Annotated in this window: 8 protein-coding genes and 1 pseudogene; 7 read left to right on the top strand and 2 right to left on the bottom strand. The window is 60.3% G+C overall.

Annotated elements, in window-relative coordinates; translation table 11 throughout:
* The first annotated feature begins 251 nt into the window (after positions 1–251).
* The 6 genes from QP503_RS08195 to QP503_RS08170 are packed head-to-tail and all read left to right on the top strand — an operon-like array spanning position 252 to position 9,177.
* A complete protein-coding gene (locus QP503_RS08195) occupies positions 252–1,880 on the top strand; it encodes a choice-of-anchor M domain-containing protein (protein ID WP_285069500.1) in 1,629 nt (542 codons plus the stop codon).
* Positions 1,877–3,526 (top strand): anchored repeat ABC transporter, substrate-binding protein, encoded by a 1,650-nt coding sequence (locus QP503_RS08190; RefSeq protein WP_103631556.1) that lies wholly within the window; start codon positions 1,877–1,879, stop codon positions 3,524–3,526. The genes QP503_RS08195 and QP503_RS08190 overlap by 4 nt, the downstream gene beginning before the upstream one ends.
* A complete protein-coding gene (locus QP503_RS08185; RefSeq protein WP_103631554.1) occupies positions 3,523–4,518 on the top strand; it encodes a choice-of-anchor M domain-containing protein in 996 nt (331 codons plus the stop codon). Before QP503_RS08190 ends, QP503_RS08185 begins: the two co-directional genes overlap by 4 nt.
* On the top strand, positions 4,515–5,237 hold the full coding sequence (locus QP503_RS08180; protein ID WP_103631552.1) for a metal ABC transporter ATP-binding protein: 723 nt from the start codon (positions 4,515–4,517) through the stop codon (positions 5,235–5,237). The genes QP503_RS08185 and QP503_RS08180 overlap by 4 nt, the downstream gene beginning before the upstream one ends.
* Complete coding sequence (locus QP503_RS08175; RefSeq protein WP_103631551.1) at positions 5,234–6,112, top strand: anchored repeat-type ABC transporter permease subunit; 879 nt, start codon at positions 5,234–5,236, stop codon at positions 6,110–6,112. The genes QP503_RS08180 and QP503_RS08175 overlap by 4 nt, the downstream gene beginning before the upstream one ends.
* The gene (locus tag QP503_RS08170) at positions 6,109–9,177 is read left to right on the top strand and encodes a choice-of-anchor M domain-containing protein (RefSeq protein ID WP_103631549.1); all 3,069 of its coding nucleotides are present in this window, start codon (positions 6,109–6,111) and stop codon (positions 9,175–9,177) included. The genes QP503_RS08175 and QP503_RS08170 overlap by 4 nt, the downstream gene beginning before the upstream one ends.
* Positions 9,178–9,449: 272 nt before the next feature.
* Here the strand turns inward: QP503_RS08170 and QP503_RS08165 are convergent.
* Both QP503_RS08165 and QP503_RS08160 read right to left on the bottom strand, forming a co-directional pair.
* Positions 9,450–10,746 (bottom strand): annotated as a pseudogene (locus QP503_RS08165) (IS3 family transposase).
* A gap of 133 nt (positions 10,747–10,879) precedes the next feature.
* A complete protein-coding gene (locus QP503_RS08160) occupies positions 10,880–15,625 on the bottom strand; it encodes an InlB B-repeat-containing protein (RefSeq protein ID WP_285101571.1) in 4,746 nt (1,581 codons plus the stop codon).
* 246 nt (positions 15,626–15,871) lie between these two features.
* Here QP503_RS08160 and QP503_RS08155 point away from each other — a divergent pair, with 246 nt between their 5' ends.
* Entirely contained in the window at positions 15,872–16,567 is a 696-nt protein-coding gene (locus tag QP503_RS08155; protein ID WP_103631546.1) for a FadR/GntR family transcriptional regulator, read from the top strand.
* Positions 16,568–16,577 lie beyond the last annotated feature (10 nt).

Genomic DNA, 16,577 nt, shown 5'->3' with positions numbered 1-16,577 from the left:
GTTTGTTGTCGCAGGCCTGAGTGGAGTCTGCGATGATTGCGAAAGTACATCCAGCCAACTAAGGCATCGCGTCGACATTGTCCACAGATGTAGCGGTGGGCGCAGGCCCACCCCCTCGGCGGCATCAATTACTCTTCTCACATCCTTACACGCAGCGAGCGTGATCCGGGCCTCACACTCGAGGTTGCGCGGTTCGCAGACAACCCCGTACGATAATGCAAGTCGTTCTCATTATCGCTAGAAGGTTCATCATGCGCGCCACCCGCCGCGGGATTCATCCCCTCCTCGCCCTGTTCACCGCGCTCCTCACCCTCGCGTTCTTTGCTACGCCGACGATCGCCGCGCCCGACCCGCAGGGCGGAGAATCAACGACGAAAGCGCTCCTCACCCACGGGCACGCCGACGTCTTCGCCCTCGTCCCCAACGGGCCGACGATCTCCCTCGTCGCCAAGGAGGACGTCACCACTCCGGGCGCACCGACCTACCACAACCCCGCAAAGCTCATCCTCGGCGTCACCGACGCCGCGAAAACGAGCGCGACCAAAAAGATCGAGGGCGTTGGAACCGCCGGCTATGCACTCCCCCAGTCCGAGGATCCCGCTCTCCTGTGGCCCGGTTGGGACTCGAACGCCATCGCCCCTCTGCGCCCAACCGCGATCCGCCTCGTCATCGACGAGGTCTCTGGGCCTGGTCGCATCTTCCTCTGGCGCTCGGCCGCATTCGGCGCGACCTCCCCGATCTTCGAGCAGGGCTCCCTCGAGGCCACTCCCGGGCGCTCGATCCTCCAGAACGCGCCCGCCCACGAGCACGCGAACTGGCTCTTCACAGACGCGGGCACCTACTCCCTCACTCTCCACGGCGAGGTCGACACCCCCAGCGGGCACCTCGTCTCTGACCGAGCCTCCTACACCTTCGCCGTGGGCGCCACCGCGATCGCGCAGGCCACCCCCGGAGCGTCGGCTCCCGTCGAGCCGTCGACGCCCGGCACCGGATCGACCCCGACCCCCGCGCCAGCGCCTCAGTCCACCGCCCCCCAAGCGCCCGTACAGCCAGCCGCCGAGCAGTGCCTCCCCACCCCCGTCACCTCGAACGGGAGCAGCACCGCAGTCGGCGGATCCCACACGATACGAGCGAACACCCACGTCCACCCGAACTGGGTTTTCACCGCCCCCGGCCTCTACAAAGTCTCGATCACTCAGACCGCGACCCTGAAGTCCGGTGCCCGCGTCTCGACCTCCGGCATCCTCTCCTTCAACGTCGGCGGTGCCGGAAACGCCGACTCCGGCCACTTCGACATCGGGACGAGTGCCAGCCCCTCGTCGATCTCCATGCTCGTCAAAGACGACCGCTCGCAGCCCGCGCGCTGGGTCGCTCCCTCCTCCCTCGTTTTCGGGCTTGGCTCCGCAGCCGAGACGACTGCACCCGCCGGTATCGAGTTCATCGCGAAGCAAGGTCAGAGGATCTGGATGATCTCCTCAAGCCAGGTCCCCTCCGTCCCGTGGCTCGGCGCAAACACGATGCACCCCAGCCTCCTCGCCCGCACGACCGGCGATGTCACCTGGACGCTCAACGGTGTCTCCGGCCCCGGTTCACTCGCCGTCTTCGAGTCCGGCAACTTCGGTTTGCTCGTCGGCGCCCGCTGGTTCGGCGGCAGCAGCTCAGGCTCGACGACCGTCTACGTCGGCCGCACCGCCGACGGGCACCCCTGCGAACTCGACCAGGCGACGATCGATCGTCTGCGCGCCGAGGGTAAGATCGTCGACGGCTCAGCCCTTCCCGGCGGTCTCGCATCGACCGGCGCACGCTCCGCCACCCCGGTCGTCCTCGCCTCGCTCCTCGCCCTCGCTGGGCTCGCCGCACGACGGTGGGCAAGAAGGTGAGGCGCACCCGAGCGCGTCGCGCTGGGGGTGCCCTCGTGCTCTCCCTCCTCATCGGCGCTCCTTCGCTGCTCCTCGGCGCATGTGCCCCCGTCCTCGCGGACGACGGAGTCTCTGCCGAGGAGCCTCCCGGCGCACGATCAGAGTCCGCTGCACCTGGCAGTGCTGATGTGGCCGATGACGGGTCGCAGCCTCGGATCGTTGCGACGACGCCGATCATCGCCGACCTCGTGCGCGCGGTCGCCCCGCGAGCGCGCATCGCGACGCTCGTCCCCGCAAGCGTTGATCCGCACTCCTTCGAGCCCTCGATGGCGGCCCTCCGCGACATCGCGCACGCCGACATCGCTTTCTCCAACGGACTGCTCCTCGAGCAGAGCGCACTCACCTCCTCCATCGACGCGAACCTCCCAAAGGGCGCCCAGCACGTCGCCCTCGGCGAAGAGTCCGTCCCCTTCGGCGCACGTCCGATTCCCCTCGTCGAGGACCTCTCTCTCGCGACGATCTGGCTCGGGCTGCGCGTCGACGGACGCGCCTCAACCGACTCAACCGTCTCCTTCGAAGCAGTCTCGGCGACCGGCCCCGGCGACCTCGCCGCCTTCACGACCGGCACCTTCGGCGAACCGCGCCCGTGGATCGCCTCGAAGGATGGGATCAACTCGAACGACCGCGTCGAACTCCCGACCAACGCTCACACCCACATGTCGTGGGGTTTCACCGAGCCCGGCGTCTACTCGCTCTCTCTGCGGGCGACGCTCCACTCGCCGACGGGCGACACTCCGCTCGGTGAGAAGACCCTCGTCTTCGCCGTCGGCGTCGACCCGCACTCCACCGGGCGGAGCGTCCTCGACTCCGGGCACGCCGATCTCACAGCGAAGCTTGAGGGCTCGATGACCCTGCGCGCAGACGCCCCCGCAGGCGACCTCGACCCCGACCGGATCGTCATCGCCGTCCCGGACACGACGACGACCACGATCCCCGACAATCGGTGGCGCTTCCTCGCCGAACCAGGCACCTCCGCCCGCATCCTCGCCCAGGCCGTTATCGGAACCCACGTCCACGGTGAGATCGACCCGCACATGTGGCACGATGCGAAGAACGCCATCGCCTACACTGACCTCATCGCTGACCGCCTCGCCGCCCTCGATCCCTCGCGCGCGGCCGAGTATCGGGCGAACGCTGTCGCCCGCGACGCCGAACTTGAGGCCCTCAACCGGTGGATCCGCGAAGTCGTCGCCACTATCCCTGAGAAGAGCCGTACCCTCGTGACCGCGCACGACTCCTTCGGCTACTACGCGAAGGCCTACGGGCTGCGGATCGGCGGGTTTGTCGCGCCGAACCCGTCCCTCGAGCCCTCGGCCCTCCAACTCGCTAACCTCACGCGTGTCCTCGAGCAGACGCCAGCCGCCGGAGTCTTCCTCGAACCGATCTCCCGCTCCCACCTCGGCGAGCTCGTCGCACTCGCGCACACGACCGGTAAGTCCGTCTGCTCGCTCCACTCCGACACGCTCACCGACGAGGTCCCCACTTACCTCGACCTCATGGTGTTCAACACGCGCTCGATCAAGTCCTGCCTCGACCCCGCCTCGCTACCCGCCTGGCCCTTCGAGTCGGAGGCATCCATCCCGAATCCCACCCGAGGAGACCAGTGAAACTCACGCACGCACTCGCGCTCGCCACCGCGGCTCTCATCGCCCTGGCCCCCGCCTCAGTCGCCACAGACACGACGACGCAGGACCCCGCCCTCACCCAGGTTGTCGACTCGAACGAGACCGTCGCCCCCGAAGGCACGCCTGTCGAGATCTCCGCCGGGCACGTCGACCTCGGACCGAAGTTCCTCGACGGCACGTGGACCTTCCTCGCCCGCGACGACTCCGCTCAGACGCCGACCTGGCGCCACCTTGACGACGTCGTCCTACGAGTCTCCGACGCCGCGAAACTCGAACTCCCCGCCGACGACCAGTACTCCTTTATCTCGGCGAACGGCCCGGTCTGGGCCGTCCCCCAGTCTGAGATCGCCAACGTCGTGTGGCTCGGCTGGAACACCCAGGACCCCGAGGTCGTCGGCAGACTCGCCCAGGGCGCGACCCTCGTCTTCGAGGGACACGAGGGCGAGGGGGACTTCCACGCCTTCGTCCAGGCCGGAAACTTCTCCGGCCCCCAGCAGCTGTGGAACTCGACGAAGCCGAACTCGCAGCCGATCCACGTTGACGCAAACACGCACACCCACGCGAACTGGGTTTTCACGCAACCGGGGATCCACCTTATCCGCCTCAGCATCCAGGCCCAGCTCACCGACGGCACCACTGTCGAGGACACTCGCGTCCTCCGCTTTGCCGTCGGGGACGCCGCCGACGCGCAGAAGGCACTCGAAGCCCAGTGGAGCGTCTCGAACGCCCCTGAGTCGCCCGCTCCCGTTGACTCGCCGTCGGCCGTCGACCGCTCGACCGTTCTCCCGCTGTGGATCGCCGCGGGGCTCGGCGCCACAACCCTCGTCCTTGTCGCTCTCGTCCTCGTCGCCCGTCGCCGCAGCCACGAGCGCGAGCGGGTCGCTGAGAGGATCGTCGAGGATGGGACTTCCGGCTCCGTCGAGCCGAAGCCGGAAGCATCCGATGATGCCGACGACCGGGGGTCTCAGCGATGAGTCGCGCACTGGAGGTGTCCAGCCTGCGCGTCGACCTTGGCGGGCGGACGATCCTTGAGGATGTGTCCCTTCGAGTCGACGAGGGCGAGCTTGTCGGCCTCATCGGGCCGAACGGGGCTGGCAAGACGACGCTCATGCGCGCGATCATGGGACTCATCCCCTACCGCGGGAGCATCGAGGCGAGCGGCTCGGTCATCGGCTACGTCCCGCAGCGCCAGGATCTCGACTGGAACTATCCGATGAGCGCCGCCCAGCTCGTCGCGACCGCCTTCACCGGTCAGCGTCGCGCGCCTCGAGGTGCGACGCGCCTTGAGGCCGTCTACCGGGCTCTCGACGCAGTCGGCATGTACGCGTTCCGCAACCGGACGATCAACGAGACCTCGGGCGGTCAGAAGCAGAGGATCCTCGTCGCCCGGGCGCTCGTTACCTCGCCGCGTCTGCTCCTCCTCGATGAGCCCTTCACCGGGCTTGATCACCCGAATCAGGACGCGCTATCGCGCCTCTTCGTTGACCTCGCCCGTTCAGGAGTCGGAATCCTCATGTCAACGCACGACCTCGGGCAGGCCGTCGATATCTGCCACCGACTCGTCATGCTCAACGGGACTGTGAGGGCCGAGGGCGAGCCCTCCACCCTCTGCTCGCCGGAGCCGTGGATGGAGACTTTCCACGTCTCTAAGGACTCCGCACTCCTCCGCTCCCTCGGGATGGTGCGCCGATGAGCCTCCTCGACTTCCTCTCCGACCTCGCAAACCCCTCGCTCGCTTTCCTCCCGAGGGCGCTCCTCATCGCTGTCCTCTCCTCACTCGTCTGCGGCCTCGTCGGTGCGCACGTCGTCCTGCGCGGACTCTCCTTCGTCGGCGATGCGCTCTCACACGCCGTATTCCCCGGAATCGCGATCGCCTTCGCGCTCCAGGGGTCGATCCTCCTGGGAGGAGCCGCAGCCGGGATCCTCGTCGCGATCCTCATCTCCGTCTTCTCCCAGAACCGCCGGGTCGGCGAAGACTCCGTCATCGGCGTCTTCTTCGCCGCCGCTTTCGCCCTTGGCCTCGTCGTCGTCGCACGAACGCCTGGCTACACGGGATCCCTTGAGTCGCTCCTCTTCGGGTCGCTCACCGGCGTGACGAACACCGATGTCCTCATCTCCCTCGGGGCGTGCGCCGCAATCGGCATCGCCCTCGCGCTCTTCCACGACCGGATCGTTCTCGTAAGTGTCGACCGCGATTTCGCGATCTCGGCGGGCCTGCACGTTGGGCGCATCGATTTGCTTCTCCACCTCGCCATCGCTACTGCCGTCGTCGTCTCCATCCAGACGATTGGGAACGTCCTCGTCCTCTCGCTTCTCATCGCTCCCGCGGCGACCGCGCGACTCCTCACCGACCGCGTCATCCCCATGATGCTCATCGGCCCGGTCATCGGTGCCGTCTCTGCCTTCCTCGGCATCTGGGCCTCCTGGTCGCTCAACATCCCCTCGGGCGCGGCGATCGTCCTCGTCGCGACCCTCTTCTTCGTCCTCGCTCAGCTCCTCTCGCCCGGGCGCGGACTCCTCCTTCGCGCCCGACCGGTGGCGCAGACCACAGAAAGGACACTCGCATGAGGCCCCTGCCGTTCACCGGCCTCCTCACCGCGGCCGCCCTGCTCGCCGCGCCGATACTCACCGCACCCGTGGCGCACGCAGTCCCGTCAGAAACGACCTCTCCCACGGAGTACGCCTCCGGCTCGACCAACGCTGAGGCCGCACCCTCGTCCCCCGGAGCGCCCGACGATCCCGAGCACCTGCCCGGAGAGGCTGGCTACGGGGACCTCGTGCCCGCCGACCTCACGGTTCCTGCGGGCTCGCCCGGCGCCGACCCGGAGGCGACCCCTGGGCCCGACGGCCGCGTTCCCCACGTGTGCGCTGGCCGCAAGCTCCTCCACCACGCGCATGTTGACGCCGCCTACGTCACCCGTGTCGACGACACCTTCACCGTTACTGTTGTCGACGGGCGCAAAGTCGTCAAGGACCCAAACTCCGTCTGCGTCCGACTCGCCCCCGACGCGCGTACCTCCGACTCCCAGGAAGTCTCACGCATGGTCGTCCCCTCGGGTGGCCTCTTCAACTTCATTGGCAAGCCCGGCGACATTGTCTGGCGTGCCCCCCAGGAGCAGATCGACAACTGGCGTCCCGTCTGGGCTGGCATCGGCGCCTTCGACACGGCGCACGAGGTCGCCCAGCCCGAGGGGATCCTTCTTGACGAGGTGAAGCTCTCGATCGCGAATTCCTCCGGGCCCGGAGCCGTCGAGGTGTGGCGCACCGTCGGCACGAACTCCCTGAGTCGAGGGCTCTCTTCCGACCCCTCGCTCGCACCGCTCTCCCTCCAGGTTGGCTCCCACGGCCACTGGAACTGGACCTTCTCGAAAGCGGGCGTCTACCGGCTGGACATGGTTGCCTCCTACACGTCCACCTTGACCCAGAGAGCCGTTAATTCCTTGCCCTCGACCATCACGTGGCTCGTCGGCTCCGATGCCGAGGTCGGTCTGCCCGAAGGCACCACAACCTCCCTCACTCCGATCGGAACGACTACCGAGCAGGTGAAGGAAAAGATGATCGCTTCCGGCGAACTCTCCGCCGAGGAGACGCCCGCCGAGCCCGAGCCCCCCTTCACCCAGGCCGAGGCCCGCAAGCAGATCGAAGCTCTCTTCGGCTCTACTGCGAAGGCGCCAGCCTCACCCTCCTCCCCCTCCCACTACGTCTACAAGGGGACCTTCAAAGACGATGTGCGGGCTGGCGTGCCGATCAAGCGGGTGACCCTCGAGGTGAACGCGAACGACAAGCCGATCCCCGGGGAACCGATCCTCGAAATCCCCGACTCACTCAAGCAGACGACCGCCGACGGCGACCGCTGGGTCCTGCCTACCTCCGGTGAGCACGGATCGCTCGGATTCGACTTCACCCAAATGCCCGCCGATCTGCGCTCCGGGCCAGCCGTTTACTCCGTCGACACCTTCGACGGCCCCAAGGGCGGCCGCTACATCGCGGGGACCGTCACCGACGGGGCGATGAACGTCACCCTCGATACGACGCGCGACCCCAACCGTGGCTTCACCGTCGATGCAGCCGCAGTTCCCCTCGCCCACGTCTTCACGAAGCCAGGCGTCTACACCGTCGGTTTCAACATCGAGACACGCGACAAGGACGGGAACTTCTCCTACAAGTCCCGCTCCGCTCACTTCGTCGTCGGCGACGCCGCGATCTCGGCGCTGCGCGCGATCACTGCGGAGAACAACGGCGAGGCGCCCTCGCCCTCTCCAAACCCTGCGAATCCGGATGCCGATGCGCCACCGAGCGGTGGCGTTCAGCCCGACAATCCCTCGATACCTGATCCTGCCAACCCGTCCACCCCTTCCCGTCCCGGCGACTCGGCGATCCACATCATCACCGAAGGGCACATGGATCAGGCGATGTCCCTGAAGGACGGGAAAGCGGAGGTCTTCGTCGACGACACCGCCGACCCGCGCCACCCCGTCCACCGCGCCTCCGGAACCTTCGCCTACGCTGTCCCCGACTCGACGCACGCGAAGATCCCCGCCGGCGCGAAGGGCTACAGCGAACTCGCCGCTGCGGCGCCCGAAGGTGTGTGGAGTCTGCCCGAGACCCAGCTCGAGGGCATCCCCTGGGTCGGCTTCTCAACCCAGCGGGTCGACTACTCGCAGCTCTCAAGCAAGGGCGTCGAGGTCGCGATGAGGAACTTCACCGGCCCAGGTCGCCTCGTCACCGGCGTCTCCTCCCTCTTCGAGGGATTCACGCCCCGACTCGACTCGACGAAGCCCGACATGGTCCTCCACTACCTCTTTGGATCACACGACCACCAGGCCTTCTACTTCACAAAGCCCGGGCGCTACTCGACCGACTTTGTCTACACCGCGCACCTCGCTGACGGCTCCACCATCGAGAAGACGCTCCATGCGATCTTCCTCGTCGGCGATGACGCCATCAAGAGGGGCGCTGAACCGAACCCCTCGCCTGAGCCGAACCCCTCGCCCGCACCGAACCCGGAGCCCGGCGACACCCTTCCCATCGACGAACTCGTCGCGAAGCTCAACGCCGAGTCCCACAGGAACTGGACGAACCCGAACAACGGTGCGCAGCGGCCCGTCCAGCCCACGCCCGCTCCGGGCACCTCCCCGTCAACCGGATCAGCGTCCACGGGCTCCCCCTCAGCAAGTGCGAGCGCCCCGGCCTCGCCGATCGAGAACCCGACCGCGGCCGCCGCGAGCCTCGCCGAGGGTGCCGGGCAGACCGGAACCCCGGTAACCGGTGGGTCGACCGTATCCGGCTCACTACTGTCGTCGAACTCGGCAACTGGCGCGGAGTCAACGACCTCCGACTCCGACGCATCGGACGCTTCCAGCGCCGACGAATCCCAGTCGAGCGGCGTCGAGGGGCTGGACTTCGCGGACTCCTCACAGTCAGGAGAGTCCACGACGCGGGCGCTCACCAAGCCTGCTACCCCCGTGAGCGCCCTGCTCAATCCTGAGCGCGGTTCCGCCTCGTACGGGAGCGGCTCGAACTGGTGGCAGTGGATCCTCGTAGGGATCGCTGGTAGCGGACTCGTCGGGGCGGGCGCCTGGGCACTTCTCCTGCGCAAGCGCGTAAACGGCCGCGCACGTAGAGTTCGCTGACACGTCTCCCGGATCAGCTACCCAGCCCGTGACTGAGTGAAATGTGAACGCCGAGCGGCGGCCCGGACCTTCCCGGTTCGAGCCGCCGCTTCGTCATCTACTTCTTCGCTTGCGCCTCCGCCTACTTCTTCATCCGAACGAGCCGCTGGCGAACTTGACGCTGGCGCTAACTTCGACTTTGAGTCTGACTTTGGCGCTGGCGCTGACTTTGGCGCTGGCAAAGCCTCCACCAAAGCTTTGAACTAGCCCCCGGAAGTTGGACTGGTTTAATTCTAGGTGGTTAGGGTTTCAAGGGTTTGATTCCGATATTGCATCGGGGTCAGGCCCTTGAATCGTTTTTGAAGCCGGGTGTTGTTGCACCAGAAGATGTAATCATCTACGGCCCGGTAAAGCTCATCAACACTGGCGAAGTGCTCGCCGTAGTACATTTCGGTCTTCAGGTGACCGAAGAAGTTCTCCATCACCGCGTTGTCGTAGCAGTTGCCCTTTCGCGACATCGACTGGATGCCGCCAACGGACTCAATGAACTGGCGCCAACTGGAGTGCTGGTACTGGATCCCTTGGTCAGTGTGTACCATCAACCCTTCACCAGGTTCATGCCACGTGATCGCATTCTTTAACGAGGTAGAGGTGAACTTTGTTGACGGGGATGTCGACAACTCGTGTGCCAGAATGCTCCGGTCGCTCAGATCCATGATCGGTGAGAGATAGACCTTCGTGCCAGCCACCCGAAACTCGGTGACATCACACACCCACACAGTGTTGGGTTGTTCTGGCGTGAAGTTGCGGTTCAGGAGGTTGTCGGCAATGTGGCTAGTCTGGCCTTGGTACGAGTTGTACTTCTTACGTGACCTGACCTTGGATTTCAAGCCCATCTGGTCCATGAGTTTGTAGACGAGCTTGTGGTTAACCTCCCAGCCTCGTTTACGTAGTTCACTGTGGACCCGACGGTAGCCATAGCGGTGCTTCATCTGCTCAAAGATGGCCTTGATGACGTCCTTAAGCGTGGCATGTACGTCTGGCCACTCCAGGCGTTGCTGGTGGTAGAAGTACGTCGACCTGGCCAGGCCCGCGGCTTCCAAAAGATCATCGAGTCGATGCTCTGACTTGAGGATGACGATGGCTCTGGTCTTTAGCCTCGCCGTTGGTTCCTCAAGTCCCGCAATTTTTTTAGGTATGCATTTTCCGCCCGAAGTTTCTCCACTTCACGGACAAGCCTGTCTTCCTCGGTCAACAGTGCAGGCTCTACAGAGCCTTTCGGTCGTCCCTTCGGTTTGGGCCTGAGCGCCTCATCACCGCCTTTGCGCCACTTACTCACCCAGTTTTTGACCTGTTGAGGTGAGGACAGCTCAAATTCCTTCGCCAGGTCCATGCGTGTTTCGCCAGCGAGGAAACGGTCGACCACTTCCTTCTTGACCTCGAAGGAGTATTACTTCTTAGTTGGTTTCTCCGCAAGACATAGCCTGCCATGTAGAAGCCAGCGACGGTACAGGCTACGAGCCGGGTCGTGCCGGACCCCAATCCGACTTGCCGCAGCCTTAAAACCCAAGTCTTGCTCAAATAGGCCAACGAGCTGTTCTCGTTGTTCCTCTGACAGAGAACTTCGTGCTCTCATAGAAACACTCCCCTTTAGTCGGTGTCTGATTTCTCAGTCCAACTAAAGGGGAGCAGTTCACTTCAGCAGCCCCGCGGGTTATGCCCGCTACGCTTTCCTCCTGGTCCTGCTGATCACCAGCGCAATGCCAGCTACAGTAAACAAGGCTGCCGCATAGAGATAAACCAGCACATTAGCTCCGGTTACCGGTACGGGGGGCACCACTTTTTCTGCAAATACCGGGGTGATCTCCGTGTCCTCACTGAACTTATGCCGTTTCGTGAAGTCATAAACTCCCAGTTTAGCTTGCCCCTCATTTTGGGCAGCTTTATCAGCTGACCAATGCTTCAACCCGGTTGCGGCCTTATCTTTATCGCTGACTGCAATCTCGGGAATCTCTACCCAAGCCTTGGGGTTAACCCAATAGCTCTGAGGAGGCAGCTTGCCCAGTCGACTGGAGGGCTCCACCGTCACCTTTACATAGGTTTTTCCATCCAAGAGTTTCGCCAAATCGCCATGAGGATCGGTTGCCTGCTTCAAGAAGTCTGGCATGGGTCCCGTAGGGGGCGCATCGTACCGGTTCTTATAAACCCTTATCGGCAGCTCTATCTCTTCAATCTTTTCTCGGCCCGCAAACTTAACTTTCGCTTTGAGTTTCACGGTACGAACAAGTTCGTTTGAATCCGGTTCTTCTTTTACCAGCGCGTAAAGATCATTCTGGGTGGCTACAGGGGTACCGTTTTCATCTACGAACTCTACCGTCGCGTCATCAGGCAGTTTCGTTATCTTGGTTTTGTCTTTACTCTGTAGCTGAATAGCTGCCCTCAGCTCATCCAGAGTGGGCACAAAATTATTGATCCAGGTGTCATCGGATGCCTTAAAGGACTCGGTAGTCGCCACCCCTTTAGTCATCAGATCTGACCAATCAAACTGTGCGGTAAAGGTATGGTTTTCGTTTATCTCCGTGCCCGGCGATAAAAGTGGTTCCTTATCCCACTCTTTAAAGCTCTTGCCTTCTTCCGGCGTGACATAGTGCTTGTTCTCGTCCGGCTTTTTTCCATTCTCCAATTCTTGGGGAACTGGAAGCAGATCAGACTTAAGCCCCTTCAGTACATCGTAATTAATTTCTTTGATGGGGTTCCCATCTGTGCCGGCACCGAAGGAGCCGCCCTCACTGGCCTTAAAGGTTACCCGGACGTACCCGTCTGGAGGAGTAGGACTATTTGAGGGCACCTCAATAACCCTGACATCCTGATAGTAGAAGGTAATCTCATCGGAACCGGTACCGTTGATTCCTTTGAATTCATTAGTCTTTTCATCTACATCGTAGAAGAGCTGCTGCTGGGGAGCAGACGTTAGCCTCCAGCCGTTTATCGGCTTGTAGTTTCTGGCATCGTAATGTCGACAGAGGCTAGTCACTGTTTCCTGGTCTAGAATACGGTACTTCTCTATAATGTTTTTCTTTTCCGCATCGGTAGTGGCTTTCTCCAGCTCTGCCTTAGCTCTTTGGTCCACATAGTTAACCTTGTAATCATGGGTCCGGAAGGGGCGATAGAAGAAGTGGAACTCATTGTCCTTGGCTTTCGGATTATCAACTAACTTCCCGTCTTCTAGAATCTGTTTCGGTTCTACCCTAAGCGTCTGGAAATAGGTGTTATCTTTCGTTGCCCGATGCTCACCAGCCAGCTTTTGATAACCCTCATAGAGTTTTTTAGTTTCTTCGTCTTTGGTGTTCCGCAATTCTTCATCGGAAGCCAAAATCCATTTGGCATCTTGCTTAGAACCAATGGCGGCCACGTATGTTTCGGCACGCTGGTTTCCTTTAGTTTCTATAGCCGGATTATCCGTCACGGTCTTATCAATTGCGAGATTGTCATCCAAGAAGTGGTGGAAAACCTTTACATCCTGCATATCATTTTTTACCCAAATGGCTTTCAGGTAAATGGAACTTACTACGTCGTTACCGTAGGAGTAAACCTCCGGAACTTTATAGGTGTCCCGATAAGAGGTATCCACTTTGTCGGTGTCTTCGCCGGTATTGGCATCCTTCTGATAGCGCAGCACCTCCCAACCCATGAAGCTATAGCCTTTTCGGGTTGGTTTATTCGGTTCTACCAGTTTTTGCCGCTGCACTACAGTAAAGACTTGCTTATCCCCTTCGTTTTCACCCTTTTTCGCGTAGGTGACTTCTTTTTGGTCAGAGACATCGCCTTCCTTAATGGTCTTAGGTGCGGTGGTAACATTCTTCTCCTCAATGGGATCTAGCTTGCCCCCATTGGGATCGAAGGTTACCTTCCACTTATAGTCTGGTTCCCCCCATTTGGCGTAGAGCACCAGGTTGTGCACAGGCATAGTTTCCTTGTTTTCCCAAACCAGTTTCTGCCCGGCCGGGTCTAGCGCCCAACCCTTAAATACCATTTGGGGTGCGAGGCCCTCAGGTCTCTTAATCCGATCATTTCCCTCGTCATCTTTTTCCACCAGATCCGTCAGCTCTAGATCAATTAAGGTCTGCGGGTTATCTAGTTCTAAATCCTTTAAGGGTTTTTGGTAGAAGACGTCTGTCTGATTGGTCTCGTTGTACTCGCTGTCGTCCTTGAGGTTTGCGGGGTCATTGTTGAACCGCAACTTGTACTTATTCCGGTGGTACTGGAAGCGAATATAGCCATTTTTATCAAACGGGTCACCTTCCTCTTCCCGCGGATCCCCGAATTCATCAGCACGGTTAAAGAACGTGCGCATAAACTGCATGTCGCCCTTGGTTTTTTCGTTGCCATAGGGGTCTATTACCGTTTCGTCAGGAAGGGGAGTTTTGTCTTCCCGCTCATCGTTCATAGCAGCAAGCTCATCCTCGGTAAGCTTCTGGGAGGGTTCGTTTAGGCCGTAAGGGGTAAAACCCTGCACCGTTGGGTACGGGTGAAGATAGGCTGAACTGTCGGTATCCGCTTTGGTTCGATAGAGATTGTAGTCAACGATGGTCTCTCCGGACTCAAACCCATCCATCCAAAAGTCCATGTGGTGAGGTATTGACTGGCCTGATTCTTTGGAACCACCCTGTTGGTCGATACCAAAGGAAAGAGTAGTGAAAGTTTTCGGGTTAGCAAGCCAGTTGACCTTCAGAGTGACGCCATTTCCGGCATCAATCTCGTTAGTGTAACCACCCAGCCTCTCGTACTCTGCCATATCGAGAAACTCTTCAGCCGAGAGCCGGTAGGGAGGAGTATCGCGGTATTGCCAATTTGGAATAACGAAGTTTGGTCCCCAGCCAAAACTTTGCTTCCCCTCGGAAAACCCCTTGGTTTCTTGGGCGTCATCTGGCCACTCTGTCATCAACTGGTTAAACCGGGCCTTAAAGTGGTAGGGGTTTCCTGGCTCGCCTAACTTTTCGCCGTGTCTCCAAATTTCCGGATAGAAGGTCGACTCAGCTGCATCACCTGTCCTAGCATTCGACTTCGTAAAGTAAAGGTCATACACCTGGCGATCATAATAGATGTTATAGACGGTTTTGCCGGTGGAAGAAACCGCCTTTACTACGTCTGGGCTATTTGGATCAGCGTTTTCTTTATCGGTTAAATCTTTATTGTATTTATAAAATTTATTAAGGTAAAGGAAGGTATTGCGGTAAAATCTTTGGTTGTTCCATATTTTATCTAACCGTGCCTGATCTAGATCCGGAAACTCCACCCCTTTTACCGTCTCATTTGCAAGGTCTGGACGAGTACCGGTGGCCTGATCCTTATACACATGGGTACCCACGAAGTCGTACTTTTCTAAAAGAGAAGCCCCCTCGGGGTAGTCGGCCTTTTCCGTCCAAAATTGGATTGCATAGTCTGCCTTCTCGTTATCTTCCCAAATCGCAGTGAAGTTGACGTTTTCAGCGGGCATAATCAGCTTGGCGTTTAGATCTTTAATCGCATTACCGCTGTCGTCTTTAATAACTTCGCCGGCCTTAAACGTCTTCTCGCCAGATTCATCTTTTAGGTCAATCGAAGGCTTCCAACCTTGGAAGGTAGCTCCCACTTTTTCGGGAATATCTTTTTTCTCGAGAGTGGGGATGACCTGCCCGTAGTACAGAGTGCGGGAAGGAAGTTCCGCACCCCCATCGGTGTCGAAAGTGACGTCATAGTGGTTACGGTTGTAACGGTATTCCACGGAAAAATTCTTCGTGTCTTGGGGAACCTGCACCGTAATAGAATCAGCCTCTGGAATAAAACCCGCTATTTGAGCTTCATCTAAAGGCTTAACTTCTAGATCGGAACCGACGCTACCTTCCTCAGTAGTTTCAGTTATTTCTGTTTCCCCGGGTTTTGTACCATATTCGTCAAAATCATTGATGTCTTGGAAAACATGCTTGATCTTGACGCTATTTTTTACAGCCGGGTAGTCAAAGGATCGAGTTTTCTGATAGGTCTTTCCGTATTCATCATCGCCACTCTGTTCGCCATTTTTAGCTTCGTTAACCACCGTGTCGTAGTCAATACGGAAATTATCTTGAGGCTTGACGTAACCCAGGAAATCCGGGAGGTTAATAGTCTTATTTACCTTGTCTTTTTCTTTTTGACTAGCACCTGCCCCTACGGTCGCCACATAGGGCTGGTAGTTGATGGCATAGTCTCCCTCTCTCTCAACCCGATAATCGCTACGGAGGGTGTAGATATCTGGCTGCTCCGGATTCTTGACGAACTCTTCCGTTGTTTTGCCATCAGGAAGCTTCACCGGTTCCAGTTCCATAGAATTTTGGTATTTGCTGGTTTCCGCGGCGTCAGCTGTCAGCAGCCGAGAAAATATCACTGCCGCCGGAAGTATCAATGCCAGCGCCAGTAGTAGAGACAGGGTTTGTTTGAACGAAACTTTCATGGGGGGGACTTTCCGTCTCTGATGCCATAATTTATTTTTGAAGGCAAATATTGGATTTCTGACTATTGATTAGTTTAACACCATTAAAACACTGTCTTACAACCTTTTAAGGCGGGTAAGAGTGCCAGCTCGCCCTGACACCTCAAATCGTCGGGCGCTCGGCGAGGGCGGGACGGACGTTCGCCCCAGAAGGCTCAGAGGCCCCTCCTCATCTATGGGAGAATCCTAATGAGCGAAGGAGGGGACATGCGCAAGGACTTGGTCGAACAGGTCGTCGACACCGTGATCGACAGGATCGTCGAGGGCGCGTACCGCGAGGGCGACGCCCTGCCCGGCGAGGTCGACCTGGCGAAGGAGCTCGACGTCTCCCGCCTCACCGTCCGCGAGGCCGTGAAGGTCCTCAAGGATCGGGGGGTCCTCGAGGTGCAGCAGGGACGCGGCACCTTCCTCGCGCCGCGGACCCGGTGGACCGATCTGTCGACGGTCATTGCGCTGACGATGCGCGAGTCCTCGCCGCGCGACGCCGGACTCCGACTCGTCGAACTGCGACGGATGATCGAGGTCGGGGCCGCAGGTCTCGCCGCGCGCAACCGCACGGAGGAGGACCTCGAGGCCCTCGAGTCCCTGCTCGAGCGGATCGACGAGGCCACGGCGGCCGGGGACATCGAGGCGAACGTCGATGCGGACCTCGATTTCCACAGGCGCATCCTCCTGGCGAGCGCGAATCCCTTCATGCCGGTCGTGCTCGCCCCCCTCACCCAGGCGCTTCACGAGTCCCGCTTCGTCACGGCCTCGCAGCCCGAAGTGCGCAGGCGGGCCCAAGACCACCACCGGGCGATCCTCGACGCGATCCGTTCGAAGGACGAGGAGGCGGCGAAGGACGCGATGCGCTCGCACATGACGCAGACGCGGCTCGATCTTCTCGCGAACACGGCCGAGTAGGAACGGAATC

The organism is Pauljensenia sp. UMB0895 (genome assembly GCF_030218905.1).
In the GTDB taxonomy this organism is placed as follows: Bacteria; Actinomycetota; Actinomycetes; order Actinomycetales; family Actinomycetaceae; genus Pauljensenia; species Pauljensenia turicensis_A.
Note: the sequence above shows the minus strand (reverse complement) of the source record. Positions and strands in the feature narration are given on the sequence as shown.